This window comes from Curtobacterium sp. VKM Ac-1395, from assembly GCF_015350975.1.
In the GTDB taxonomy this organism is placed as follows: Bacteria; Actinomycetota; Actinomycetes; order Actinomycetales; family Microbacteriaceae; genus Curtobacterium.
This window is the reverse complement of record NZ_JADKRX010000001.1, coordinates 155,124-173,549: the sequence shown is the minus strand read 5'-3', so window position 1 is coordinate 173,549 and position 18,426 is coordinate 155,124. Positions and strand designations below refer to the sequence as shown.

19 protein-coding genes are annotated in these 18,426 nt (G+C 71.1%); 18 read left to right on the top strand and 1 reads right to left on the bottom strand.

Annotated features, from left to right (window positions below; all coding sequences use genetic code 11):
- Positions 1–62: 62 nt before the first annotated feature.
- From ITJ68_RS00900 to ITJ68_RS19440, 3 genes are read left to right on the top strand one after another with little or no spacing between them, the layout of a single operon-like run.
- Positions 63–1,187, top strand: coding sequence for a Gfo/Idh/MocA family protein (locus tag ITJ68_RS00900; RefSeq protein WP_228504429.1), 1,125 nt, complete (start codon positions 63–65; stop codon positions 1,185–1,187).
- On the top strand, positions 1,184–1,936 hold the full coding sequence (locus ITJ68_RS00895) for a ThuA domain-containing protein (protein ID WP_194659492.1): 753 nt from the start codon (positions 1,184–1,186) through the stop codon (positions 1,934–1,936). The genes ITJ68_RS00900 and ITJ68_RS00895 overlap by 4 nt, the downstream gene beginning before the upstream one ends.
- Positions 1,933–3,090, top strand: a complete 1,158-nt coding sequence (locus tag ITJ68_RS19440) for a PP2C family protein-serine/threonine phosphatase (protein WP_194659491.1) — start codon at positions 1,933–1,935, stop codon at positions 3,088–3,090. Before ITJ68_RS00895 ends, ITJ68_RS19440 begins: the two co-directional genes overlap by 4 nt.
- Before the next feature lie 37 nt (positions 3,091–3,127).
- Here the strand turns inward: ITJ68_RS19440 and ITJ68_RS00885 are convergent, their stop codons facing one another.
- Positions 3,128–3,559, bottom strand: coding sequence for a hypothetical protein (locus tag ITJ68_RS00885; RefSeq protein WP_194659490.1), 432 nt, complete (start codon positions 3,557–3,559; stop codon positions 3,128–3,130).
- A 98-nt stretch (positions 3,560–3,657) separates the two neighbouring features.
- Between ITJ68_RS00885 and ITJ68_RS00880 the strand changes: the two genes are divergently transcribed.
- From ITJ68_RS00880 to ITJ68_RS00810, 15 genes are all read left to right on the top strand, one after another.
- A complete protein-coding gene (locus tag ITJ68_RS00880; RefSeq protein WP_194659489.1) occupies positions 3,658–4,317 on the top strand; it encodes a ScbR family autoregulator-binding transcription factor in 660 nt (219 codons plus the stop codon).
- A 135-nt stretch (positions 4,318–4,452) separates the two neighbouring features.
- A complete protein-coding gene (locus tag ITJ68_RS00875; protein WP_194659488.1) occupies positions 4,453–5,328 on the top strand; it encodes an aminoglycoside phosphotransferase family protein in 876 nt (291 codons plus the stop codon).
- A gap of 60 nt (positions 5,329–5,388) precedes the next feature.
- Positions 5,389–6,000 carry a hypothetical protein gene (locus ITJ68_RS00870; RefSeq protein ID WP_194659487.1) on the top strand — a complete coding sequence of 204 codons (612 nt, stop codon included), beginning with the start codon at positions 5,389–5,391 and terminating at the stop codon, positions 5,998–6,000.
- Positions 5,997–6,719, top strand: coding sequence for a DinB family protein (locus ITJ68_RS00865; protein WP_194659486.1), 723 nt, complete (start codon positions 5,997–5,999; stop codon positions 6,717–6,719). Before ITJ68_RS00870 ends, ITJ68_RS00865 begins: the two co-directional genes overlap by 4 nt.
- 85 nt (positions 6,720–6,804) lie before the next feature.
- Positions 6,805–7,140, top strand: coding sequence for a lactococcin 972 family bacteriocin (locus tag ITJ68_RS00860; protein WP_194659485.1), 336 nt, complete (start codon positions 6,805–6,807; stop codon positions 7,138–7,140).
- Positions 7,141–7,204: 64 nt separating this feature from the next.
- Positions 7,205–9,193 carry a hypothetical protein gene (locus ITJ68_RS00855; RefSeq protein ID WP_194659484.1) on the top strand — a complete coding sequence of 663 codons (1,989 nt, stop codon included), beginning with the start codon at positions 7,205–7,207 and terminating at the stop codon, positions 9,191–9,193.
- The gene (locus ITJ68_RS00850) at positions 9,183–9,851 is read left to right on the top strand and encodes an ABC transporter ATP-binding protein (protein ID WP_194659482.1); all 669 of its coding nucleotides are present in this window, start codon (positions 9,183–9,185) and stop codon (positions 9,849–9,851) included. Before ITJ68_RS00855 ends, ITJ68_RS00850 begins: the two co-directional genes overlap by 11 nt.
- Positions 9,852–10,085: 234 nt before the next feature.
- Complete coding sequence (locus ITJ68_RS00845) at positions 10,086–10,730, top strand: ABC transporter permease (protein WP_071277029.1); 645 nt, start codon at positions 10,086–10,088, stop codon at positions 10,728–10,730.
- Positions 10,720–11,991 (top strand): ABC transporter ATP-binding protein, encoded by a 1,272-nt coding sequence (locus tag ITJ68_RS00840; protein WP_194659481.1) that lies wholly within the window; start codon positions 10,720–10,722, stop codon positions 11,989–11,991. Before ITJ68_RS00845 ends, ITJ68_RS00840 begins: the two co-directional genes overlap by 11 nt.
- Positions 11,984–12,757 carry an ABC transporter permease gene (locus tag ITJ68_RS00835; protein ID WP_194659480.1) on the top strand — a complete coding sequence of 258 codons (774 nt, stop codon included), beginning with the start codon at positions 11,984–11,986 and terminating at the stop codon, positions 12,755–12,757. Before ITJ68_RS00840 ends, ITJ68_RS00835 begins: the two co-directional genes overlap by 8 nt.
- Positions 12,754–13,758: a glycine betaine ABC transporter substrate-binding protein gene (locus ITJ68_RS00830; protein WP_194659478.1), complete on the top strand. Its 1,005-nt coding sequence runs from the start codon at positions 12,754–12,756 to the stop codon at positions 13,756–13,758. Before ITJ68_RS00835 ends, ITJ68_RS00830 begins: the two co-directional genes overlap by 4 nt.
- Positions 13,759–13,785: 27 nt before the next feature.
- The gene (locus tag ITJ68_RS00825) at positions 13,786–14,958 is read left to right on the top strand and encodes an ROK family transcriptional regulator (protein ID WP_194659477.1); all 1,173 of its coding nucleotides are present in this window, start codon (positions 13,786–13,788) and stop codon (positions 14,956–14,958) included.
- A 161-nt stretch (positions 14,959–15,119) separates the two neighbouring features.
- Complete coding sequence (locus tag ITJ68_RS00820; RefSeq protein ID WP_194659475.1) at positions 15,120–16,235, top strand: sugar ABC transporter substrate-binding protein; 1,116 nt, start codon at positions 15,120–15,122, stop codon at positions 16,233–16,235.
- A gap of 109 nt (positions 16,236–16,344) precedes the next feature.
- Complete coding sequence (locus ITJ68_RS00815; protein WP_194660142.1) at positions 16,345–17,109, top strand: ATP-binding cassette domain-containing protein; 765 nt, start codon at positions 16,345–16,347, stop codon at positions 17,107–17,109.
- Positions 17,106–18,374, top strand: a complete 1,269-nt coding sequence (locus tag ITJ68_RS00810) for a sugar ABC transporter permease (protein ID WP_194626624.1) — start codon at positions 17,106–17,108, stop codon at positions 18,372–18,374. The genes ITJ68_RS00815 and ITJ68_RS00810 overlap by 4 nt, the downstream gene beginning before the upstream one ends.
- Positions 18,375–18,426 lie beyond the last annotated feature (52 nt).

Below are 18,426 nucleotides of genomic sequence, written 5' to 3'. Positions count from 1 at the left end.
CGAGGAACGACCCCCCGCGCGGATCGGAACGATTCGACCCGGCCTCGGGTAGCGTCGTCGGCATGTCGATGACGACCAACACGACCACGGACGCAGCACGCACGCTCCGCGTCGGGGTGGTGGGTCTCGGGTTCGCCGGGACCACGCACCTCGATGCCTACACGGCACTCCCGGGGGTCGAGGTGGTGGCGCTCGCGGGGCAGGAGACCGCGCGGCTGGCCGAACTCGCCGAGACCCGGCACGTGCCGAACACGTACGAGGACTGGCAGGACCTCGTCGCGCGGGACGACCTCGACGTCGTGTCGATCGGCGTCCCGAACGCCCTGCACCACCCGATCGCGGTCGCGGCGCTCGAGTCCGGCAAGCACGTCTTCTGCGAGAAGCCCCTCGCGACGACCGGCGACCAGGCGCAGGAGATGGTCGACGCCGCGCTGCGGAACGACCGCGTGCTCGAGGTGGCCTACAACCACCGGCGCCGTGCGGACGTGCAGTTCCTCGCGGCCCACCTGCACAACGACGGCGGCGAGAACCCGCTGGGCGACGTCTACCACGCCCGGGCCAGCTGGCTCCGGCGTGCGGGCATCCCCGGCATCCGCAGCTGGTTCGCGAACAAGGAGACGGCCGGTGGTGGTCCGCTCATCGACCTCGGCTCCCACGTGCTGGACATCGCGCTGCACCTGATGGGCGAGCCCCGGGTCGTGACGGCGAGCGCGGTCACGTACAACGAGCTCGGCCGCGCCGGTCGTGGCGGCAGCGAGCACACGCCGGTGTCCGCCACGACCGACCGCCCCTTCGACGTCGAGGACTTCGCCAGCGCACTGCTCCGCTTCGACACCGGCGCGAGTCTGCTGCTGCAGGCGAGCTGGGCGTCGTACTCGAAGGACGCCGAGGACATCGAGGTGGAGCTCCTCGGGTCGACCGGTGGCGCGCGGCTGTTCGTCCGCGACTACGCGACCGAGGGCACGGTGACGCTGTACTCCGACGAGCAGGGCGTCCCGACGGTCACCCGCCCCGCCGTGCAGGTGCCGTCCGGGCACCACCAGCGGGTCATCGAGGAGTTCATCGCGACCATCCGCAGCGGCCTGCACGACGGCCACCACGGGGAGTTCGCACTGCACCGGAGCCGTGTCGTCGACGCGATCTACGCGTCAGCGGCTGCCGGACACGAGATGGAGGTACCGGCATGACGAACATCGTCGTCTGGAACGAGAACGTGCACGAGAGCCGCGGCGACGCCACCGTCCTCGGCCACTACCCCGACGGCATCCACACCGTCGTCGCGGACGCCCTGCGCGCACACCACCCCGAGGCCGACGTCTCGACGGCCACGCTGCAGGAGCCCGAGCACGGCCTGAGCGCAGAGCGTCTGGCGTCGACGGACGTCCTGTTCTGGTGGGGCCACGTCGCCCACGACCAGGTCGCGGACGAGGTCGTCGACCGCGTCGTGCGGGCCGTGCACGCCGGCATGGGCCTCGTGGTGCTGCACTCCGGGCACTACTCCAAGCCGTTCACCCGCCTGATGGGCACGACCTGCTCCCTGAAGTGGCGCAACGACGGGGAGCGCGAGCTCGTCTGGACGACCGCGCCCGAGCACCCGATCGCCGAGGGCGTGCCGCACCCGATCGTCATCGACCGCCAGGAGATGTACGGCGAGTACTTCGACATCCCCCGCCCGGACGAGGAGGTCTTCCTGTCGACCTTCGCCGGCGGCGAGGTGTTCCGCTCGGGCGTCGCCTACCGCCGCGGCCGCGGGCGCGTGTTCTACTTCTCGCCCGGCGACCAGGAGTACCCCGTGTACCACCACCCGGACATCCAGCGGGTCCTGGCGAACGCGGCGGGCTGGGCGACCCCGACCACGGAACGCCGCGACCTGACCGCCGACCCCCACCCGCGGGACTGGTTCCTGAGCGGCGGTGCGGGTAGACAGGACGGGTGACCACCACCACGGATCAGGGCGCCGACCACCGGGACGCCGTCGTCGAGTCCCTCGCGGTCCTCGGCAGCGGCCCGGAGGAGCGGTTCGACCGCATCACCCGCATGACCCAGCAGGCCTTCGGCGTGCCGTTGAGCTTCCTCAACCTGGTCCACCACGACCTGGTGACGGCGCAGTCGACGCAGGGCTGGGAGCAGGGCGGCAGCGTGCCCGCGAGCATGGTCTTCTGCTCGACGACGGTGATGCAGGGCGAGCCGGTGGTCGTGCCGGACGCGACCCTCGACCCGCGCTTCAGCTCCCTGCCCGCGGTCACGGGTGAGCCGGGCATCCGCTTCTACGCCGGTGCGCCGCTGACCATGCCCGACGGCACCCCGGTCGGCACGCTCTGCATCATGGACCCGCGGCCGCGGGAGCTGTCCGCCGAGGACCTCGCGCTGCTGCAGGACCTGGCCAGGTGGGCCGAGCGCGAGCTGGGGCAGGCCATCGACCTCGACCGGGTCCGCAAGACCCTCGACGGCCTCGTCCCCGAGCCCGTGTCCGTGCCCGGCTACGACCTCGACGTCGTCACCGCCCGCACCGAGGACGGCGGCGACGTCGCCGACTGGCGCGTCGCCGACGACGGCGCACTCCACCTGACGATCGGGTCCGTCTCCGCCGTCGGTCGTGCCGCCGGCCTGCTGGCCGCGAACGTCCGTGGGGCGCTCGTCGCGCGCGCTGACCGGTCGATCCAGGACGGGGGCCCCGGTCTGGAGGCGCAGATCGCCGCCGACCTGGACGCTGCGGGGGCCGTCGTCTCGCTCTTCCACGCGCGGCTCGACCCGACGTCGGGGCGCGTCGAGCACGTGGACGCCGGGCACGGTCTCGCCGTGCACCTGCACGCCGACGGCGGTCACGACGTGCTGCGGTCCCTCGACCTGCCGCTCGGCCTGCACGCGCCGACGGAGCGACGCGCGACGGGCACCCTGGTGCTCGACCCGGGCGACCGGCTCGTGGTGTTCTCCGAGGGACTGTTCGGCCTGACGGGGATGCCGGACGTCGACGCCGTGGTGGCCCTGGCGGCGACGGAGCCGGACGGTGCGGCCTTCGGCGACCGTGTCCGCGCGCTGCTGTCGATGGCCGGCGCGGACGTCACCGTCGCGGTCCTCACCCGCCGCTGACACCAGCCGGCGTCGGCGCGACGGGGACGAGCACGCGTCAGCGCGACGACGACCGGGTGGGACGGGTCAGCGCGACGACGAGCAGCGTCGCCAGCAGCCCGAACCCGCACAGCTCGATGCCGAGTCCGGCGAGCCGCCAGTACGCGCTGCCCACGTGCTGCGGCTGCGTGAGGGCGTCGGGCCACCACGGGTCGATGAGCGGGAAGGTCCCGGGGAACGGGTCGAGCGCCAGCACGACGAGCCCACCGAGGAGCATCACCACCCCGAGCGCCGCCATCGCCCCGAGGCTGCCGCGGAGCATGCGCACGACGAGCGCAGCGGCGATGCCGACGAGCCCGGCGACCGCGACGAGGAACGCCACCACGAACACGCCCTGCGGCACGAGCGAGAACCAGTCGAGGACGGCGGTCGGCACGAGCACCCACCGCCCCGTCCGGGCCCAGCGCGCGGGGTTCCGCCATCCGTCCATGCCCGGAACCGTAGGGCACGCGTCCTGACGGTTCCCCGGAACGAGTCCGACAGGTGTCGCCGTACGGGCGTCCCGGTGGCCCTCGGTACGCTGGGTGCATGGCGCAGGACGGCCGGTCACGGCAGCAGCGGGCGGGGGACACCCGGGACGCGATCGTCGCCGGTGCCGCCCGCGAGTTCGACCACCGCGGCTACGTCGGCACCTCGATGGACGCCGTCGCCGAACGGGCCGGTGTCACCAAGGGCGCGCTGTACTTCCACTTCACGTCGAAGGCCGACCTGGCCGGGGCCGTCATCGCCGAGCAGCACGCGATCTCCCGGCGGTACGGCGAGGCCGCGTTCGCGAAGGCGTCGTCGCCCCTCGAGACGCTGATGTGGATGTCCCAGGGCCTCGCGACGCAGATGGTGTCCGAGGTGATGGTGAGCGCGGGCATCCGGCTCTCGACCGAGGCCGCCACCACCGACGTCGCCCGTGCGGCGCCGTACACCGACTGGATGTCCGTCACGGCGGACCTGGTGCGCGCGGGCATCGCCGACGGGCAGGTGCAGGACACCTGGGACCCGGAGCTGCTCGGGCGCGTGGTCATCCCCGCGTACACGGGCGTGCAGACGGTCTCGGACGTGCTCGCCGGCCGCCGCGACCTGTTCGAGCGGCTCCGCGAGCTCTGGACGGTGCTGCTCGCGGCCATCGTCACGGACCGCGTCCGCCCGGAGATCCCCCGGCTCGTCGGGATCATCGCACCGACCGTGGCCCCCTGAGACCACGACCGGCCGTTGCGGTACGTGGGTCCCCCCAGGGACACCCACGTCGTCCGACACTGTGAAGCTACCAAGAGTCCGATCCACGCTGAACTCCCCCGTTCGCGGGGAAACGACGCCCGCTAGCCTGTCGCGATGCCCACCCCCGCCGCCGAGGTCGACGTCGACGTGCCGCTCGTCCGGGCCCTGCTGGCCGACCAGCACCCGGACCTGGCCGACCGCCGGCTGCGCATCGTCGCGAACGGCTGGGACAACGTGGTCGCCCGGCTCGGCGACGACCTGGCGGTCCGACTCCCCCGGCGGACGGCCGCCGCACGGCTCATCGAGCACGAGCAGCGGTGGCTGCCGGAGATCGCCCGCCGCGTCGCGCCCGTCGTCCCGGTGCCGGCGCCGATCCGCCTGGGCCGCCCCGCACTCGGCTACCCGTGGTCGTGGAGCGTCGTCCGCTGGCTGCCCGGCGAGGTGGTCGGCGAGCGGGCAGCCGGACCCGGTGTGGCCGCAGCGCTCGCCGCCTTCGTCGGGCTGCTCCACGTGCCCGCGCCGTCGGACGCCCCGGTGAACCCGTTCCGCGCGGTCCCGCTCGCCACCCGGAGCGACGCGGTGCTCGAGCGGCTGGCGACCGCGGACGTGCCCCGTGCCCGCGAACTGGCCGCGGTCTGGCGGACCGCAGCGGCGGTGCCGACGCACACCGGGCCTCCCGTCTGGGTGCACGGCGACCTGCACCCGTTCAACGTGCTCGTGGAGCGCGCTGCTGGCGGCGACCGCCTGTCGGCGGTCGTCGACTTCGGGGACGTGACCGCCGGGGACCCCGCCGTCGACCTGGCCACGGCCTGGCTGAGCTTCGACCGGGAGGGCCGGCGCACGTTCCGCGCACAGGTGGCGGCCGACGACGCGACCTGGACCAGGGCGCGGGGCTGGGCCGTGTCCATCGCCTCGGCCCTGTGGACCAGTGACGACCGCGCGTTCCGGACCGTCGGACGCCGCGGGATCGACGCGACCCTCGACGACTGAGCAGAACGGCGTTATCGTCGCTCCACACCATCCGTGCACGTGAAGAATCGGAGGGGCCTGATGACCCTCGAGTTCCGCGTCCAGCACGACGTCGACACCGACGCCGCTCCCTCCTCGTCCGCGCCCGCCCGCCCCGGGCTGCGCGGCCTCCTCGACCGCATCGCCGTCCGCCGGGCCGCCGCCAGGGCCCGCCGCGACGCCACCGAGATCGCCGAGCTGGCCGACCTCGGGCGGCTGCTCTCCGACGCCCGCGCCGTCGTCGAGCACGGCTGGATCCAGCACGCGTGGTTCGCGTACGTGGACCCGACCGGGCGCACGCGCACGGCCTCCAGCGCGGCGGCGATGGACGTCGTCGGCCGGCCGCTCGTCGGCGCCTGCCTGGTCGGTGCCGTCGTCTCCGCGGCGGGCGGGCCGCACGCGGTGCACGCCCAGCCGGTGCAACGCGCGCTCGACGTCGTGTGGCACGCCCTCGCGTCCGCCGAGGGGACCCCGGTGCTCTGGTGCCCGGCGCCGGACGTCCGGATGGGCCGGGTCCGCGACCTGACCAGCTGGAACGACCAGCCGACGCGGAGCGCCACCGACGTCGCATCGCTGCTGCTCACGGCCGAACGCGTCGCCGTGGCCGAGTCGGAGCGCGTCCGGGCACGAGCGGTGGCACGATCGACCGCATGACCGACTCCCCCGCGAGCACCCCGGCCGTCGACGACTCCGGCGTGCCTGCCGTGCGGCGTGCGCCGGCGTCCCCGACCCTGGCGGCCGTCGGAGGGTCGCGTCTCAGTGACGAGGGCCGCGCGCCCGTGACGGACCAGGCCCAGGTGAAGGCGACGCTGCACCGCTACCTGCAGAAGCACCGGGCAGCGCTGGTCGGCAAGCTCGACGGGCTCGCGGAACGGCAGGCCCGGTGGCCGGTCACGCCGACCGGCACGAACGTGCTCGGGGTCGTCAAGCACGTGGCCTCGGTGCAGCTGCTGTACTTCGGGTCCGTGTTCGACCGGCCCTTCCCCGATCCGCCGGCCTGGGTCACGGCCGAGGACGGCACCGACATGTACGCCAGCCTCGACGAGACGACCGCCGACGTCATCGCGTTCCACGACGCCAGCGCCGCACACGCCGACGCCACCATCGAGGCGCTCGACCTCGACGCCCGCGGCGTGGTGCCGTGGTGGCCCGAGGACGTCCGCGAGGTCACGCTGCACCGCATCCTCGTGCACATGGCGTACGAGACCGCCCGGCACGCTGGCCACGCCGACATCGTGCGCGAGATGCTGGACGGCCTGGCCGGGGACGGCGACGGCAACCTGGCGGACAGGACGGCCGACGAGTGGCGCGACTGGCGCGACCACCTCGCCGACATCGCGGAACGAGCCGGCCTGCGCACCTCCGGGCTGTAGCCGACATGGGACGTCGGTGCATCTGACGTATGAGTACTGATATGTTCCGAGTCCGGGGGGAAGTGCCTCTCGTGAAGGGACATCGATGAAGAAGATGCTCGTGACGACAGTCGGGGCCGCACTGCTGCTGGCGCTGGTGACACCCAGCGCCGCACATGCAGAAAGCGGCGGAGGGGCGAATGCCGATCGCGCTGCGTCGGCTCGGACCGTCGCGCACGTGGGCGGCGGGTACTGGGAGTACGGAACCGCCAACGGGTTCGTGCAGTCGTTCTACAGCCACGGCTCGAAGACCCACAAGGCCACGGCCTGTGACGGAGCCAACCGTTGCACCTACACCGGGTGGAAGGCCAAGGGCGTGTATGCCAGTGCCATCCGCGACAAGACCGCAACGGGGAACACGGCGTACTGGGGCGTGAAGTAGGACGGAACGGCTGTCCACCCGGGGTTCGCGTCGTCCGTGGCCCCCGGGTGTCTGCCTCACGGACATGCACAAGAACTTCCCCCGCCTGCTCGTCATCAGCACACTCCTCCTGAGTGCCTTGCTCTCCGTGAGCGTCGCGTTCGTCGCGTGCGTCGACCGTGACCGGGAGACCTTCCCGACGGCACGTAGTGCGATCGTCGTCCTCGACGTCCCGGAACACGCCGACCTGTGGCGGATGGTGCAGACCTCGGCCGATGCAACGCACTCGAACACCTACCGGGTGCAACTCGACCCTGATTCCGCTGGCGGCCGCCTGGTCCGAGCGGCGGTCGGGAACCGAGAGTCGTTCGACTCGGTGTTCCGCCAGGGGCGGCATCGAGCCTTCGCCGATGGTCAGACGTCGACGCTGGTCAGGTCGTCGTCGACTGAGCGCGGGCTCTACTTCAGCACCATGTCCCGCGTCCAAGCGGAGGACCTCGTGCGGAGCATGCGAGAAGCCGGCGTCGAAGTCCGCCTCGACAGTGCCGGCTGGGACGTGAGCCTCGCCTTCACCGCAACGCGTCCGGGTCTCGTGATCGGCTTGGTCTCCACGCTCTTCGCCCTCCTGCTCCTCGGTCAGACCAGGGGGCTCCTGGTCGCGCGACACGTGGCACTCAGGGAGGTCGTCGGTCGGCGTGCCCTCGCCAGGGACCTCTGCGGCGTCCTGGCCACCGCCGGCGGCGTCGCGGTCGTCGTCGGGGTGATGGTCGCCACCGTCTCCGCGACGCCCCTGGTCGGCGGGCAGGTGATGCCCTTCCTCGTGATCAGCGAGACGTTGTTCCTCATCTGCGCCGTGGTGTTCGCCTCCGGGATCATGACCGGGTCAGCCGTACGCGCGGCCGACCGGATGCGCGCGGCCTTCAGTGGATGGCGTCCGTGGCAGAAGGCTGGCCTGGTGCGATGGGCGGCGCAGGTCGCGGCGGTCGCGAGTGTTGCCTTCGCCTCCGTCCCGATCGTCTCCACTGTCGATCTGCTCGACGAGTACGCGCGGAGTTCGCCGCTCGTTGCCCGTTGTGCCGCGTGTGTCCCCCCGTTGCTCTCGGGGACCCTGCGCCCCGAGGACATCGATGCTGCAGCGCCGCGTTTCACCGCGATGGTGAACGAACTCGATGCAGTGGACGGCCTCCTCCTTGCTCGACATCCGTCGGACCCGGTGCCAGTGAGCTACGCACCGGAGACCGGGAACTCCGTCATCGTGAACTCCGCGTTCCTCCAGCGATTCGGCTCGACTGGGATGCCTGCCGGCGTCGACGACACCCGAGATCACCCTGGGGCGTGGTCGATCTTCGTGCCAGAAGGGGCTGCGCCTTCGACCGGTCCCCTGGTCGACGAGTGGAAGGCCTGGTTCGCGTTCCAGCGCGAGGTCGACCCGGACCTCGTCGAGGCCGATGCGCCGACCGTGCGGACGTACGAACCACAGGAGGTCTTCGACCTCGGAGGCGAGACGAGTGCGACGCCGCTGTTCGCCGCGGCACCGGTCGTCGTGGTCGTCGATGCTCGCGCACGTCTCCTCAGCGGTGACTTCTACACTGCGGCGGCGTCCTCCGGACAGCTCCTCATCGACACGCCTGATCCGCGCGCGGCGGTCGAGCGCTTCGGTCTCTCTGCGGTGGTCGGGTCGTTCGTGCCGCTCGTCGACGTCCTCGCGTCGGACAGGGCGGTCGTGGTGACATCGCTGCTCGTGAACGTCGCTGCTGGCCTCCTCGCCGTGATCGGGCTCATCACCGCGGTGACACTCAGGATCTGCGCTCATCGCTGGCGCAGCGCTGACCGCCTGCGGCAGTCGATGGTCCTCGGTGCGTCCTTCCTGTCCGCGCACCGGTCCTTCATCATCCCGGAAGCCGCTGCCGTCATCGCTGTCGTCGGTCTGACCGGGGTGGGCAGCCGACTCATGATCACCGATCCGTCGGGGGCGGAGGTGATCGCAGCACTCGTCGCGGTCACCGTCGGAGTGCTCGCCATCATCATCGCGGTCCGGCCGCACAACGAGAACGGGCGCAGACATGGCCAGTAGCGGGATGATCACCGTGACAGGGCTCGACCTGACCTACGACGATCGTCGGGTGCTCCATGGGGTCGACCTCACCGTCGGTCCTTCACAGATGATCGCCGTCACCGGCCCGAGTGGTGCAGGGAAGTCGACGCTCCTCCGCGTGCTGGGGGGCATCGAACCGCCGACGGCCGGGCTGGTCGAAGTCGGAGGTCTCGATGTGGGGGGCATGTCGCCTCGTGAGCGCCGGCGATACCGTCGCAACCTGGTGGGCTTCGTCTTCCAGGACGGAGGACTCGACGAAGCTCGGACTGTCCGAGAGAACCTGACGGTGGCTGCGCGTGCGATGCCAGCGACGCCGTCGGGCCGACCAGCGCCGCTCCGAGACGCCTGTCATGCCCTCGGCGTCGACTGCTGGTTCGACACGCCGGTCCACCGGCTCAGCGGTGGTGAGAAGCAACGAGTAGCGCTCGCCCAACTCCTCGTTCGCCGACCGCCCCTCGTCCTCGCTGACGAACCGACCGCCGCGCTCGACCGGGACAACGCCGAACTCGTGGTCCTGTTGCTCCGCGGTCTCTGCGACCAAGGGGCGACGGTCATCACGGCGACTCACGATGACCGTCTCGTCCTGGCGTCGGACGAGGAGTTCCGGATCCGAATCGGTCGGAACACAGGAGTCTGAACCGCATCGACGCGGTCATGGTCAGTAGCTGACCGTCGTGCAGGATCGTTACCGTTCTCCCAGGGTGACGGGCGTGCGCCCGCTCTGACCTGGGGTTCCCTGCTGCATGGTCGCGCAGGTTCGCGGCGGAAACTGGTTCCGCGGTTGTACAGGTCGCGGACGCCTTGGCTACGTTTGGCCGGGTTCGCGCCCCGATCCGTGGGTCGACATGCCGACCGGGAAGGGACCGACTCCGTGTTCCAGTACGTCGTGGAGCGGTGGGACCAGATCTGGTTCGCCTCGTGGCAGCACTTCTCACTGGTCGTCCAGTGCGTGGTGCTCGCCACCGTCATCGCCGTGGTGCTCGCAGCACTCGTCTACCGCATCCCCCGCTTCCGGTCGGCGGCGAACGAGCTGTCGACCATCGGGCTGACCCTGCCGTCGTTCGCCGTGATCGGGCTGCTGCTCGTGCCGCTCGGGTTCGGCGTCGTGCCGTCCGTCGTCACCGTCACGTTCTTCGCCGCCCTGCCGATCCTCCGCAACGCGGTCGTCGGGCTCTCCGAGATCTCCCCCGCCGTCGTCGAGTCGGCGCGCGGCATCGGGATGAGCCGCTTCCGCACGCTCGTGCAGGTCGAGCTCCCCATGGCGTGGCCGATCATCCTGACCGGCGTCCGGGTCTCCGCCCAGATGGTGATGGGTGTCGCCGCAGTGGCCGCCTACGCCCTCGGCCCGGGACTCGGCGGCTTCATCTTCTCCGGACTGTCGCGTCTCGGCGGCGCCAACTCCCTCAACTCCGTCGTGGTGGGTGTGGTCGGCGTCGTCCTCCTCGCCCTCGTCCTCGACCTCCTGCTCCTCGGCCTCGGCCGCCTGACCACCTCGCGAGGTATCCGTGTCCACTGAGAACGCCACCCTCACCGCCCCCGACGGAGACGTCACCGGCCGCAGCATCCTGCTCGACACCGTCACCAAGCGGTACCCGGGCCAGGACAAGCCGGCCGTCGACGGCATCACGCTCGAGATCCCCGCGGGCAAGATCGTCATGCTCGTCGGCCCGTCCGGCTGCGGCAAGACCACCACGCTGAAGATGATCAACCGGCTCATCGAGCCCACCGAGGGCCGCATCGTGGTCGGCGACGACGACGTGACCTCGATCGACGGCGACGAGCTGCGCCGCCGCATGGGCTACGTGATCCAGGCCGGTGGGCTCTTCCCGCACATGACGGTCGCCGCGAACATCGCGATCGTGCCGAAGATGCTCGGCTGGTCCAAGGCGAAGATCGCCGCCCGCGTCGACGAGCTCCTCGAGCTGGTGTCCCTCGACCCCGACACCTACCGCGACCGCTACCCCCGTGAGCTCTCCGGTGGCCAGCAGCAGCGCGTCGGGGTCGCCCGGGCGCTCGCCGCCGACCCGCCCGTGCTGCTCATGGACGAGCCCTTCGGTGCCGTCGACCCGATCACCCGGGCGCGGCTGCAGGACGAGCTCATCCGGATCCAGGAGGAGCTGCACAAGACGATCGTCATCGTCACGCACGACTTCGACGAGGCCGTGAAGCTCGGCGACTGGATCGTGATCTTCTCCGAAGGCGCGCACATCGTGCAGTACGACAGCCCGGAGCGCATCCTCGCCGAGCCCGCGAACGAGTTCGTCGAGAACTTCATCGGCTCGGGCGCCGGGCTGAAGCAGCTCACGCTGAACCGGGTCCGCGACGTCGAGGTCGTCGACGCCGTGACCTGCTCCCCCGGCGAAGAGGCCAAGGCCGTCCTGCAGCGGATGCGCGAGGCCGGTGGCCACGGGCACGCCGTCGTCGTCGACCGCCGGCAGCGCCCGATCGGGTGGCCGTCCCGCCGTCAGCTCGAGCGCCTGGACCGCATCCCCGACGGCATCGACCCGAACCTGCCCGTCGTCGGCGAGGCCGCGACGCTCAACGACGCGCTCGACACCATGCTCGTGTCCAGCGCGGGTGCCGCTCTCGTCACCGCCGGCCGTGACGCCTTCCGCGGTGTGATCACCGTCGAGACGGTCATGGAGGCGATCACCCGCTCGCGCGCCGCCGCGGCCGAGGAGCAGGCGTACACGCCGGTCGGGACGAACACGAACCCGATCGAGACCCTGCCGAAGTCCCCGGTGCAGGCATCGTCCACCGGAGGCACCGATGACTGACGTCGTCGTGGACCCCGCCACCACGAAGTCCGGTGGCCACGCGTCGTCCTGGAAGGCCCTGGTCATCCAGCCCGTCGCGATCCTCGTCGTGCTCGCCGCGTTCGCCGTCTGGCTGAACACGGCCGACCTCACCGCCACCGAGCGCAGCACGCTGAACCCGGCCGACCTGCTCGCGCTGACGTGGCAACACCTGATGCTGACCGTCGTGTCGACGGCGATCGTGCTCGTCATCGGCATCCCGCTCGGCATCGTCCTGACGCGCGGTCCGCTCCGCCGGGCCAGCGGCGTGATCCTCGCCGTCGCGAACTTCGGCCAGGCAGCACCCGCGGTCGGACTCGTTGTGCTGCTGGCGTTCTGGCTCGGCTTCTCGTTCTGGGCGGCCGTCATCGCGCTGGTCCTCTACGCGATCCTGCCCGTGCTCCGGAACACCATCATCGGCATCGAGAGCGTCGACCAGCGCACCGTCGAGGCCGGTCGTGGCATGGGCATGAGCGCGTTCTCCGTCCTGCTCAAGGTCGAGCTGCCGCTGGCCGTGCCCGTGATGCTCGCGGGCATCCGCACCGCCGTGGTGCTCCTCGTCGGGTCCGCCGCCCTGGCGACCTTCATCGGCGCCGGTGGCCTCGGGCTGCTCATCACCACGGGCGTGAACCTGTTCCTGCCCAAGGTGCTGGTCGCCGGTGCGCTCCTCATCGCGCTCCTGGCCCTGTCCATCGACTGGCTCGGCCGCATCGTCGAGACGTACGCCCGACCGAAGGGACTCCGATGACCCGCACGAAGCGCACCCGTCGCGTCGCCGCGACCCTCGTCGCCGGTGCCGCCGCCCTGGCCCTGACCGGCTGCGGTCTGCAGCCGGCGACCTCGTTCGTCCCCGCGGCCGAGCCCGGCACCATCAAGCGGATCGCCGACCTGCCCGAGGACGCCCACATCACGGTCACGGCGAAGAACTTCACCGAGCAGCTCGTGCTCGGCAAGATCGCCGTGCTCGCCGCGAAGGCCGCCGGGTTCGACGTGACCGACGAGACGAACGTCCCGGGCAGCGTCGCCGTGCGGCAGCTGATGACCGGGCACGACGCCGACATGACGTACGAGTACACCGGCACCGCGTGGCTGACCTACATGGGCCACAAGCAGGGCATCCCGGACAAGCAGGAGCAGTACCAGGCGGTCAAGGAGGAGGACGCCGGCAACGGTCTCACCTGGCTGCCGCCGGCGCCGATGAACAACACGTACGCGTTCGCGGTGCGCAAGGAGGCGGTGAAGGACCTCGGCGGCATCACCACGCTCTCGCAGATCGCCGAGCTGCCCGCGGAGGACCGCACGTTCTGCGTCGAGTCCGAGTTCAACTCCCGCGCCGACGGGTTCAAGCCGATGCTGGCGAAGTACGGCATGCAGCTCGGTGGGTCCGGCGACGGCGCGATCCCGAAGCGCAACGTCGACATCCTCGACACCGGCACCGTGTACACGGCGACCGACCGCGGGACGTGCAACTTCGGCGAGGTCTTCACCACCGACGGCCGCATCAAGTCGCTCGGCCTGCAGGTGCTCGAGGACGACGAGGGCTTCTTCCCGGCGTACAACGTCGCGCCGGTGCTCAGCAGCGCGACGCTGGAGCGGTACCCGCAGCTCGAGGGCGTCTACGACCAGATCTCCCCGAAGCTGACCGACGCCGTCCTGCAGGAGCTGAACCGGCAGGTCGACGTCGAGGGCCGCGAGCCGGTCGACGCCGCCTACGACTGGATGGTCAAGGAAGGCTTCATCACGAAGTAGCCGGACGCCCCCGGTTACGCTGTCCCCGTGTCAGAACCACGCCGGAGTCCGGGCAGCCAAGCTTCACTGCGTGAAGCCAACCGGGGACGGGTGGTCGAGGCCGTCAAGCGCCACGGGGGACTGACCCAGGTCGAGCTGGCCGGTGCGACGGGGCTCTCGCCGGCCACCGTGTCGAACATCGTCAAGGAGCTCGTCGCGACCGGGGCCCTGCACGCCACCCCGAGCACGTCGAGCGGACGCCGGGCCCTCCGGGTGACGCTGCCGCACGGCCTCGGGCTCGTCGCCGGGGTGCACGTCGCACCGCGGCACCTCCGCGTGGCCCTGTCCGACCTCAACGGCGCCGTGCTGGCCGAGCGGCACATGCCCCTGGCCCGTGACCACCGCGCCGACGCCGAGCTCGACAAGGCCGCCCTGCTCGTGATGGACATGGCCGAGTCGGTGGACTCGTCCATGGCCGAGGTCCTGTCGGTCGGGCTCGCCGTGGCCGCACCGATCGACAAGCGCACGGGGATGACCGCACGCGGCGGGATCCTCCGCGGGTGGGACGGCATCGCGATCGGGACGTCCCTCGGCGAGCGGATCGGCAAGCCCGTGCAGCTCGACAACGCCGCCACGCTGTCGGCCCTCGCCGAGCACCGCAGCGGCGCGGGCCGCGGCCGGAGCACCGTCGTCACGCTCGACGTCGGCAACGGCATCGGCGCCGGCCTGGTGCTCGACGGCCGGCTGTTCCGCGGGCACCACGGTGTCGCGGGCGAGTTCGGGCACACGCCCGTGGTGCCGCACGGGCCGATCTGCCGCTGCGGGAACCGCGGGTGCCTGGAGGCGGTGGCCGGTGCCCCCGCGGTGCTCGAGTCCGTCCGTGACGAGGTGGGCACGCTCAAGCTGACCGACCTGATCCTCCGGGCGATGTCCGGCGACCCGACGTGCATCCGGGCGGTGGCGGACGCCGGTCGGGCGATCGGCACCGCGGCGGTCGGGCTCTGCAACGTGCTGGACCCCGAGCGGGTCGTCGTCACGGGGGAGTTCGCCCGTGCCGGGGAGCTGCTGCTCGGACCGATGCGGCACGCGCTCGAGTCGATGCTCATCATCGACGCGGACGGCACCCCGGACGTCGTGCAGGGGCAGCTCGGCGAGAAGGCCGCCGTGACCGGGGCCCTCGCCGTGGCGATCGAAGCGGTGGACGTCACCCGAGCCCGATGACCGTCCACCCCCGTCGGCACCGGTGACCTCGACGGGCGTCCTTCGATAACGATTTCGTCACGGCCTGCACCCCTTGCGTTCAACTCTTGCAGCCAAGAACGCCCGCTGGCACACTCAGGGCACCGCCAACGTGGGCGGTCCACCTGTCGGAGGACGTTTCAATGAAGAAATCCACCACACGCGCCATGCTCGGCGTCGGCGCGCTCCTGATCGCGATCACCACCCTGGCGGGCTGCTCGAACGGTGCCGGTGCCGGGACGGGGTCCGGCAGCGGCGGCGGCGACGCCTCGAAGGCCAAGATCGGCCTGCTCCTGCCCGACTCGGTCACCGCCCGCTACGCCAGCGCCGACCGTCCGCTGTTCACCGCCGAGATCAAGAAGCAGTGCAGCGGCTGCTCGGTCGTCTACGCCAACGCCGACGGTGACGCCTCGAAGCAGCTGCAGCAGGCCCAGTCGATGCTCACGCAGGGCGTCAAGGTCCTGGTCCTCGACCCGTTCGACGGCGAGGCGGCAGCGTCCATCGTCCAGCAGGCCAAGGCGAAGAAGGTCCCGGTCATCTCCTACGACCGGCTCATCGACAGCCCGGACCTGAGCTACTACATCTCGTTCGACAACGAGAAGGTCGGACAGCTCCAGGGGCAGGCCCTCGTGGACGCCCTCAAGGCGAAGAAGGTGCCGGCCGGCTCGGGGATCATCATGGTCAACGGCTCGCCGACCGACAACAACGCGTCGCAGTTCAAGAAGGGCGCGCACTCGGTCATCGACAAGAGCGACTACAAGGTGCTCGCCGAGTACGACACCCCCGGTTGGGACCCCGCCAAGGCACAGGACTGGGCCTCCGGGCAGATCAGCAAGCTCGGCGCCGACAAGATCACCGGCGTCTACGCGGCGAACGACGACACCGGCGGCGGTGTGATCGCGGCGCTCAAGTCGAGCGGCGTGAAGACGCTGCCCCCGGTCACCGGTCAGGACGCATCGCTCGCGGGCATCCAGCGGATCCTCGCGGGGGAGCAGTACATGACCGTCTACAAGGCGTTCAAGCCCGAGGCCTCGCAGGCCGCGGACCTGGCGATCCAGTTCGCCAAGGGCGAGTCGCCGAAGGGTGACTCGACCGTGAAGACCGCCAAGGGCGACAGCGTGCCCTCGACCCTGCTCGACCCGGTGGCCGTCACGACGGACAACGTGCAGGACACGGTGATCAAGGACGGTCTGTACACGACGAAGCAGGTCTGCACGTCGCAGTACGCCGCCGCCTGCTCCACCGCCGGCATCAACTAGTCCGAACAACCGCCCGCCCGGTCCCACACGGACCGGGCGGGCCCCACCGATCGAGGACGACCCCGTGAGCAACGAGTCCCCAGCAGCACACCCCACCTCCGAGCCGGTGATGTCCCTCCGCGGGATCACGAAGCGGTTCGGTGCCGTCCAGGCCCTCAGCGACATCGACTTCGACGTGCACGCGGGCGAGGTGATCGCCATCGTCGGCGACAACGGCGCCGGCAAGTCCACGTTCGTGAAGATCCTCGCCGGGGTCTACACGCCCGACGGCGGCACGATCACCTTCAACGGCGAGGAGGTCACCGTGCCGAACCCGGCGGCCGCCCAGTCGCTCGGCATCGCCACCGTGTTCCAGGACCTCGCGCTCGCGGACAACCTCGACGTCGTGTCGAACCTGTTCCTCGGCCGCGAGATCAGCCACCCCTTCCTCGACGAGGAGGAGATGGAACGCCGCTCGTGGGAGCTCCTGCAGCAGCTCGCCGCGCGGATCCCGTCCGTGCGCATCCCGATCGCCTCGCTCTCCGGGGGCCAGCGCCAGACGGTCGCCATCGCCCGGTCGCTCATCGGCAACCCGCAGGTGGTCGTCCTCGACGAGCCGACCGCCGCACTCGGCGTCGCCCAGACCGCCGAGGTGCTCAACCTCGTCGAACGGCTCCGCGAGCGCGGCCTCGGCGTCGTGCTCATCAGCCACAACCTCGCGGACGTGCAGGCCGTCGCCGACCGGGTCGCGGTGCTCCGCCTCGGCCGGAACAACGGCACGTTCCGCATCGACGACGTCTCCTACGAGGAGATCATCGCGGCCATCACCGGAGCGACCGACAACGCCGTCACCCGTCGCGCCGCCGCCAGGACCGAGCAGGAGACCACCGCATGAGCAAGGCCGACGAGACCCTCACCGCCGCGACGCCCACCCCGTCAGCGGCCGACCTGCAGGACGAGCGGCTGCTCCGTGACCAGGGGATCGGCGGGGCCGCGAAGGCCTTCGTCCGCCGGGTCCGCGGCGGTGACATCGGCTCCCTGCCCGTGGTCGTCGGCCTCGTGGTGATCTGGGCGGTGTTCCAGGCCCTGTCACCGGACTTCCTGTCGCCCGGCAACCTGGTCAACCTCGCGCTGCAGTGCGCCGCGGTCGGCACCATCGCCATCGGCATCGTGCTGGTCCTGCTCCTCGGCGAGATCGACCTCTCCGTCGGCAGCGTCAGCGGGCTCTCGGCCGCGATCCTCGGCCAGGGCCTGACGACGCTCGGCTGGCCGCTGTGGCTCGTGCTCGTCGTGGCGCTCGCCGTCGGTGCCGCCGCCGGCCTGCTCTACGGCCTGCTCTTCACGCGGTTCGGCGTCCCGAGCTTCGTGATCACGCTCGCCGGGCTGCTCGGCTTCCTCGGCCTGCAGCTGCTCATCCTCGGCCCGAACGGCTCGATCAACCTGCCGTACTCGTCGCCGATCGTGCAGTTCGCCTCGGCGTCGTACCTGCCCCCGTGGCTCGCGTACCTGCTCGCCGCGGTCGCGGCCGGTGGCCTGTTCGTCACCGAGGTCCGTCGCGCCGGTCGCCGACGCCGTGCCGGCCTGTCCACGGGCGCGATGTCCCTGACGATCGCCAAGTCGCTCGCGCTGTTCATCGGCCTCGGCGTCATGGTCTGGTACCTGTCCCGCGACTTCGGCACGGGCACCTCATTCGTGTTCTTCATCGTGCTCGTCGTGCTGATGAACTTCGTCCTGAAGCGCACCCGCTGGGGTCGCTCGGTCTTCGCGGTCGGCGGCAACGTCGAGGCAGCACGACGCTCGGGCATCCGGGTGAACCGGATCTACATCTCGGTCTTCGTGCTCACCTCGTTGTTCGCCACCATCGGCGGGATCCTGGCCGCAGCGCGCCTCAACTCCGCGAGCCTGTCCTCGGGTGCCGGCGACACGAACCTCAACGCGATCGCCGCTGCGGTCATCGGCGGCACGAGCCTGTTCGGCGGTCGCGGCAGCGCCTGGTCGGCCCTGCTCGGCATCATCGTCATCCAGTCCATCTCGAACGGCCTGACGCTGCTCAGCCTCGACTCGTCGATCCGCTACATGATCACCGGCGCTGTCCTGCTGCTCGCGGTCATCATCGACTCGCTCTCGCGACGCAGCCGCGCCAGCCACGGCGCCGCCTGATCGGCACCCGACAGACGGGAGGCTCCCCACCGGACCGGTGGGGAGCCTCCTG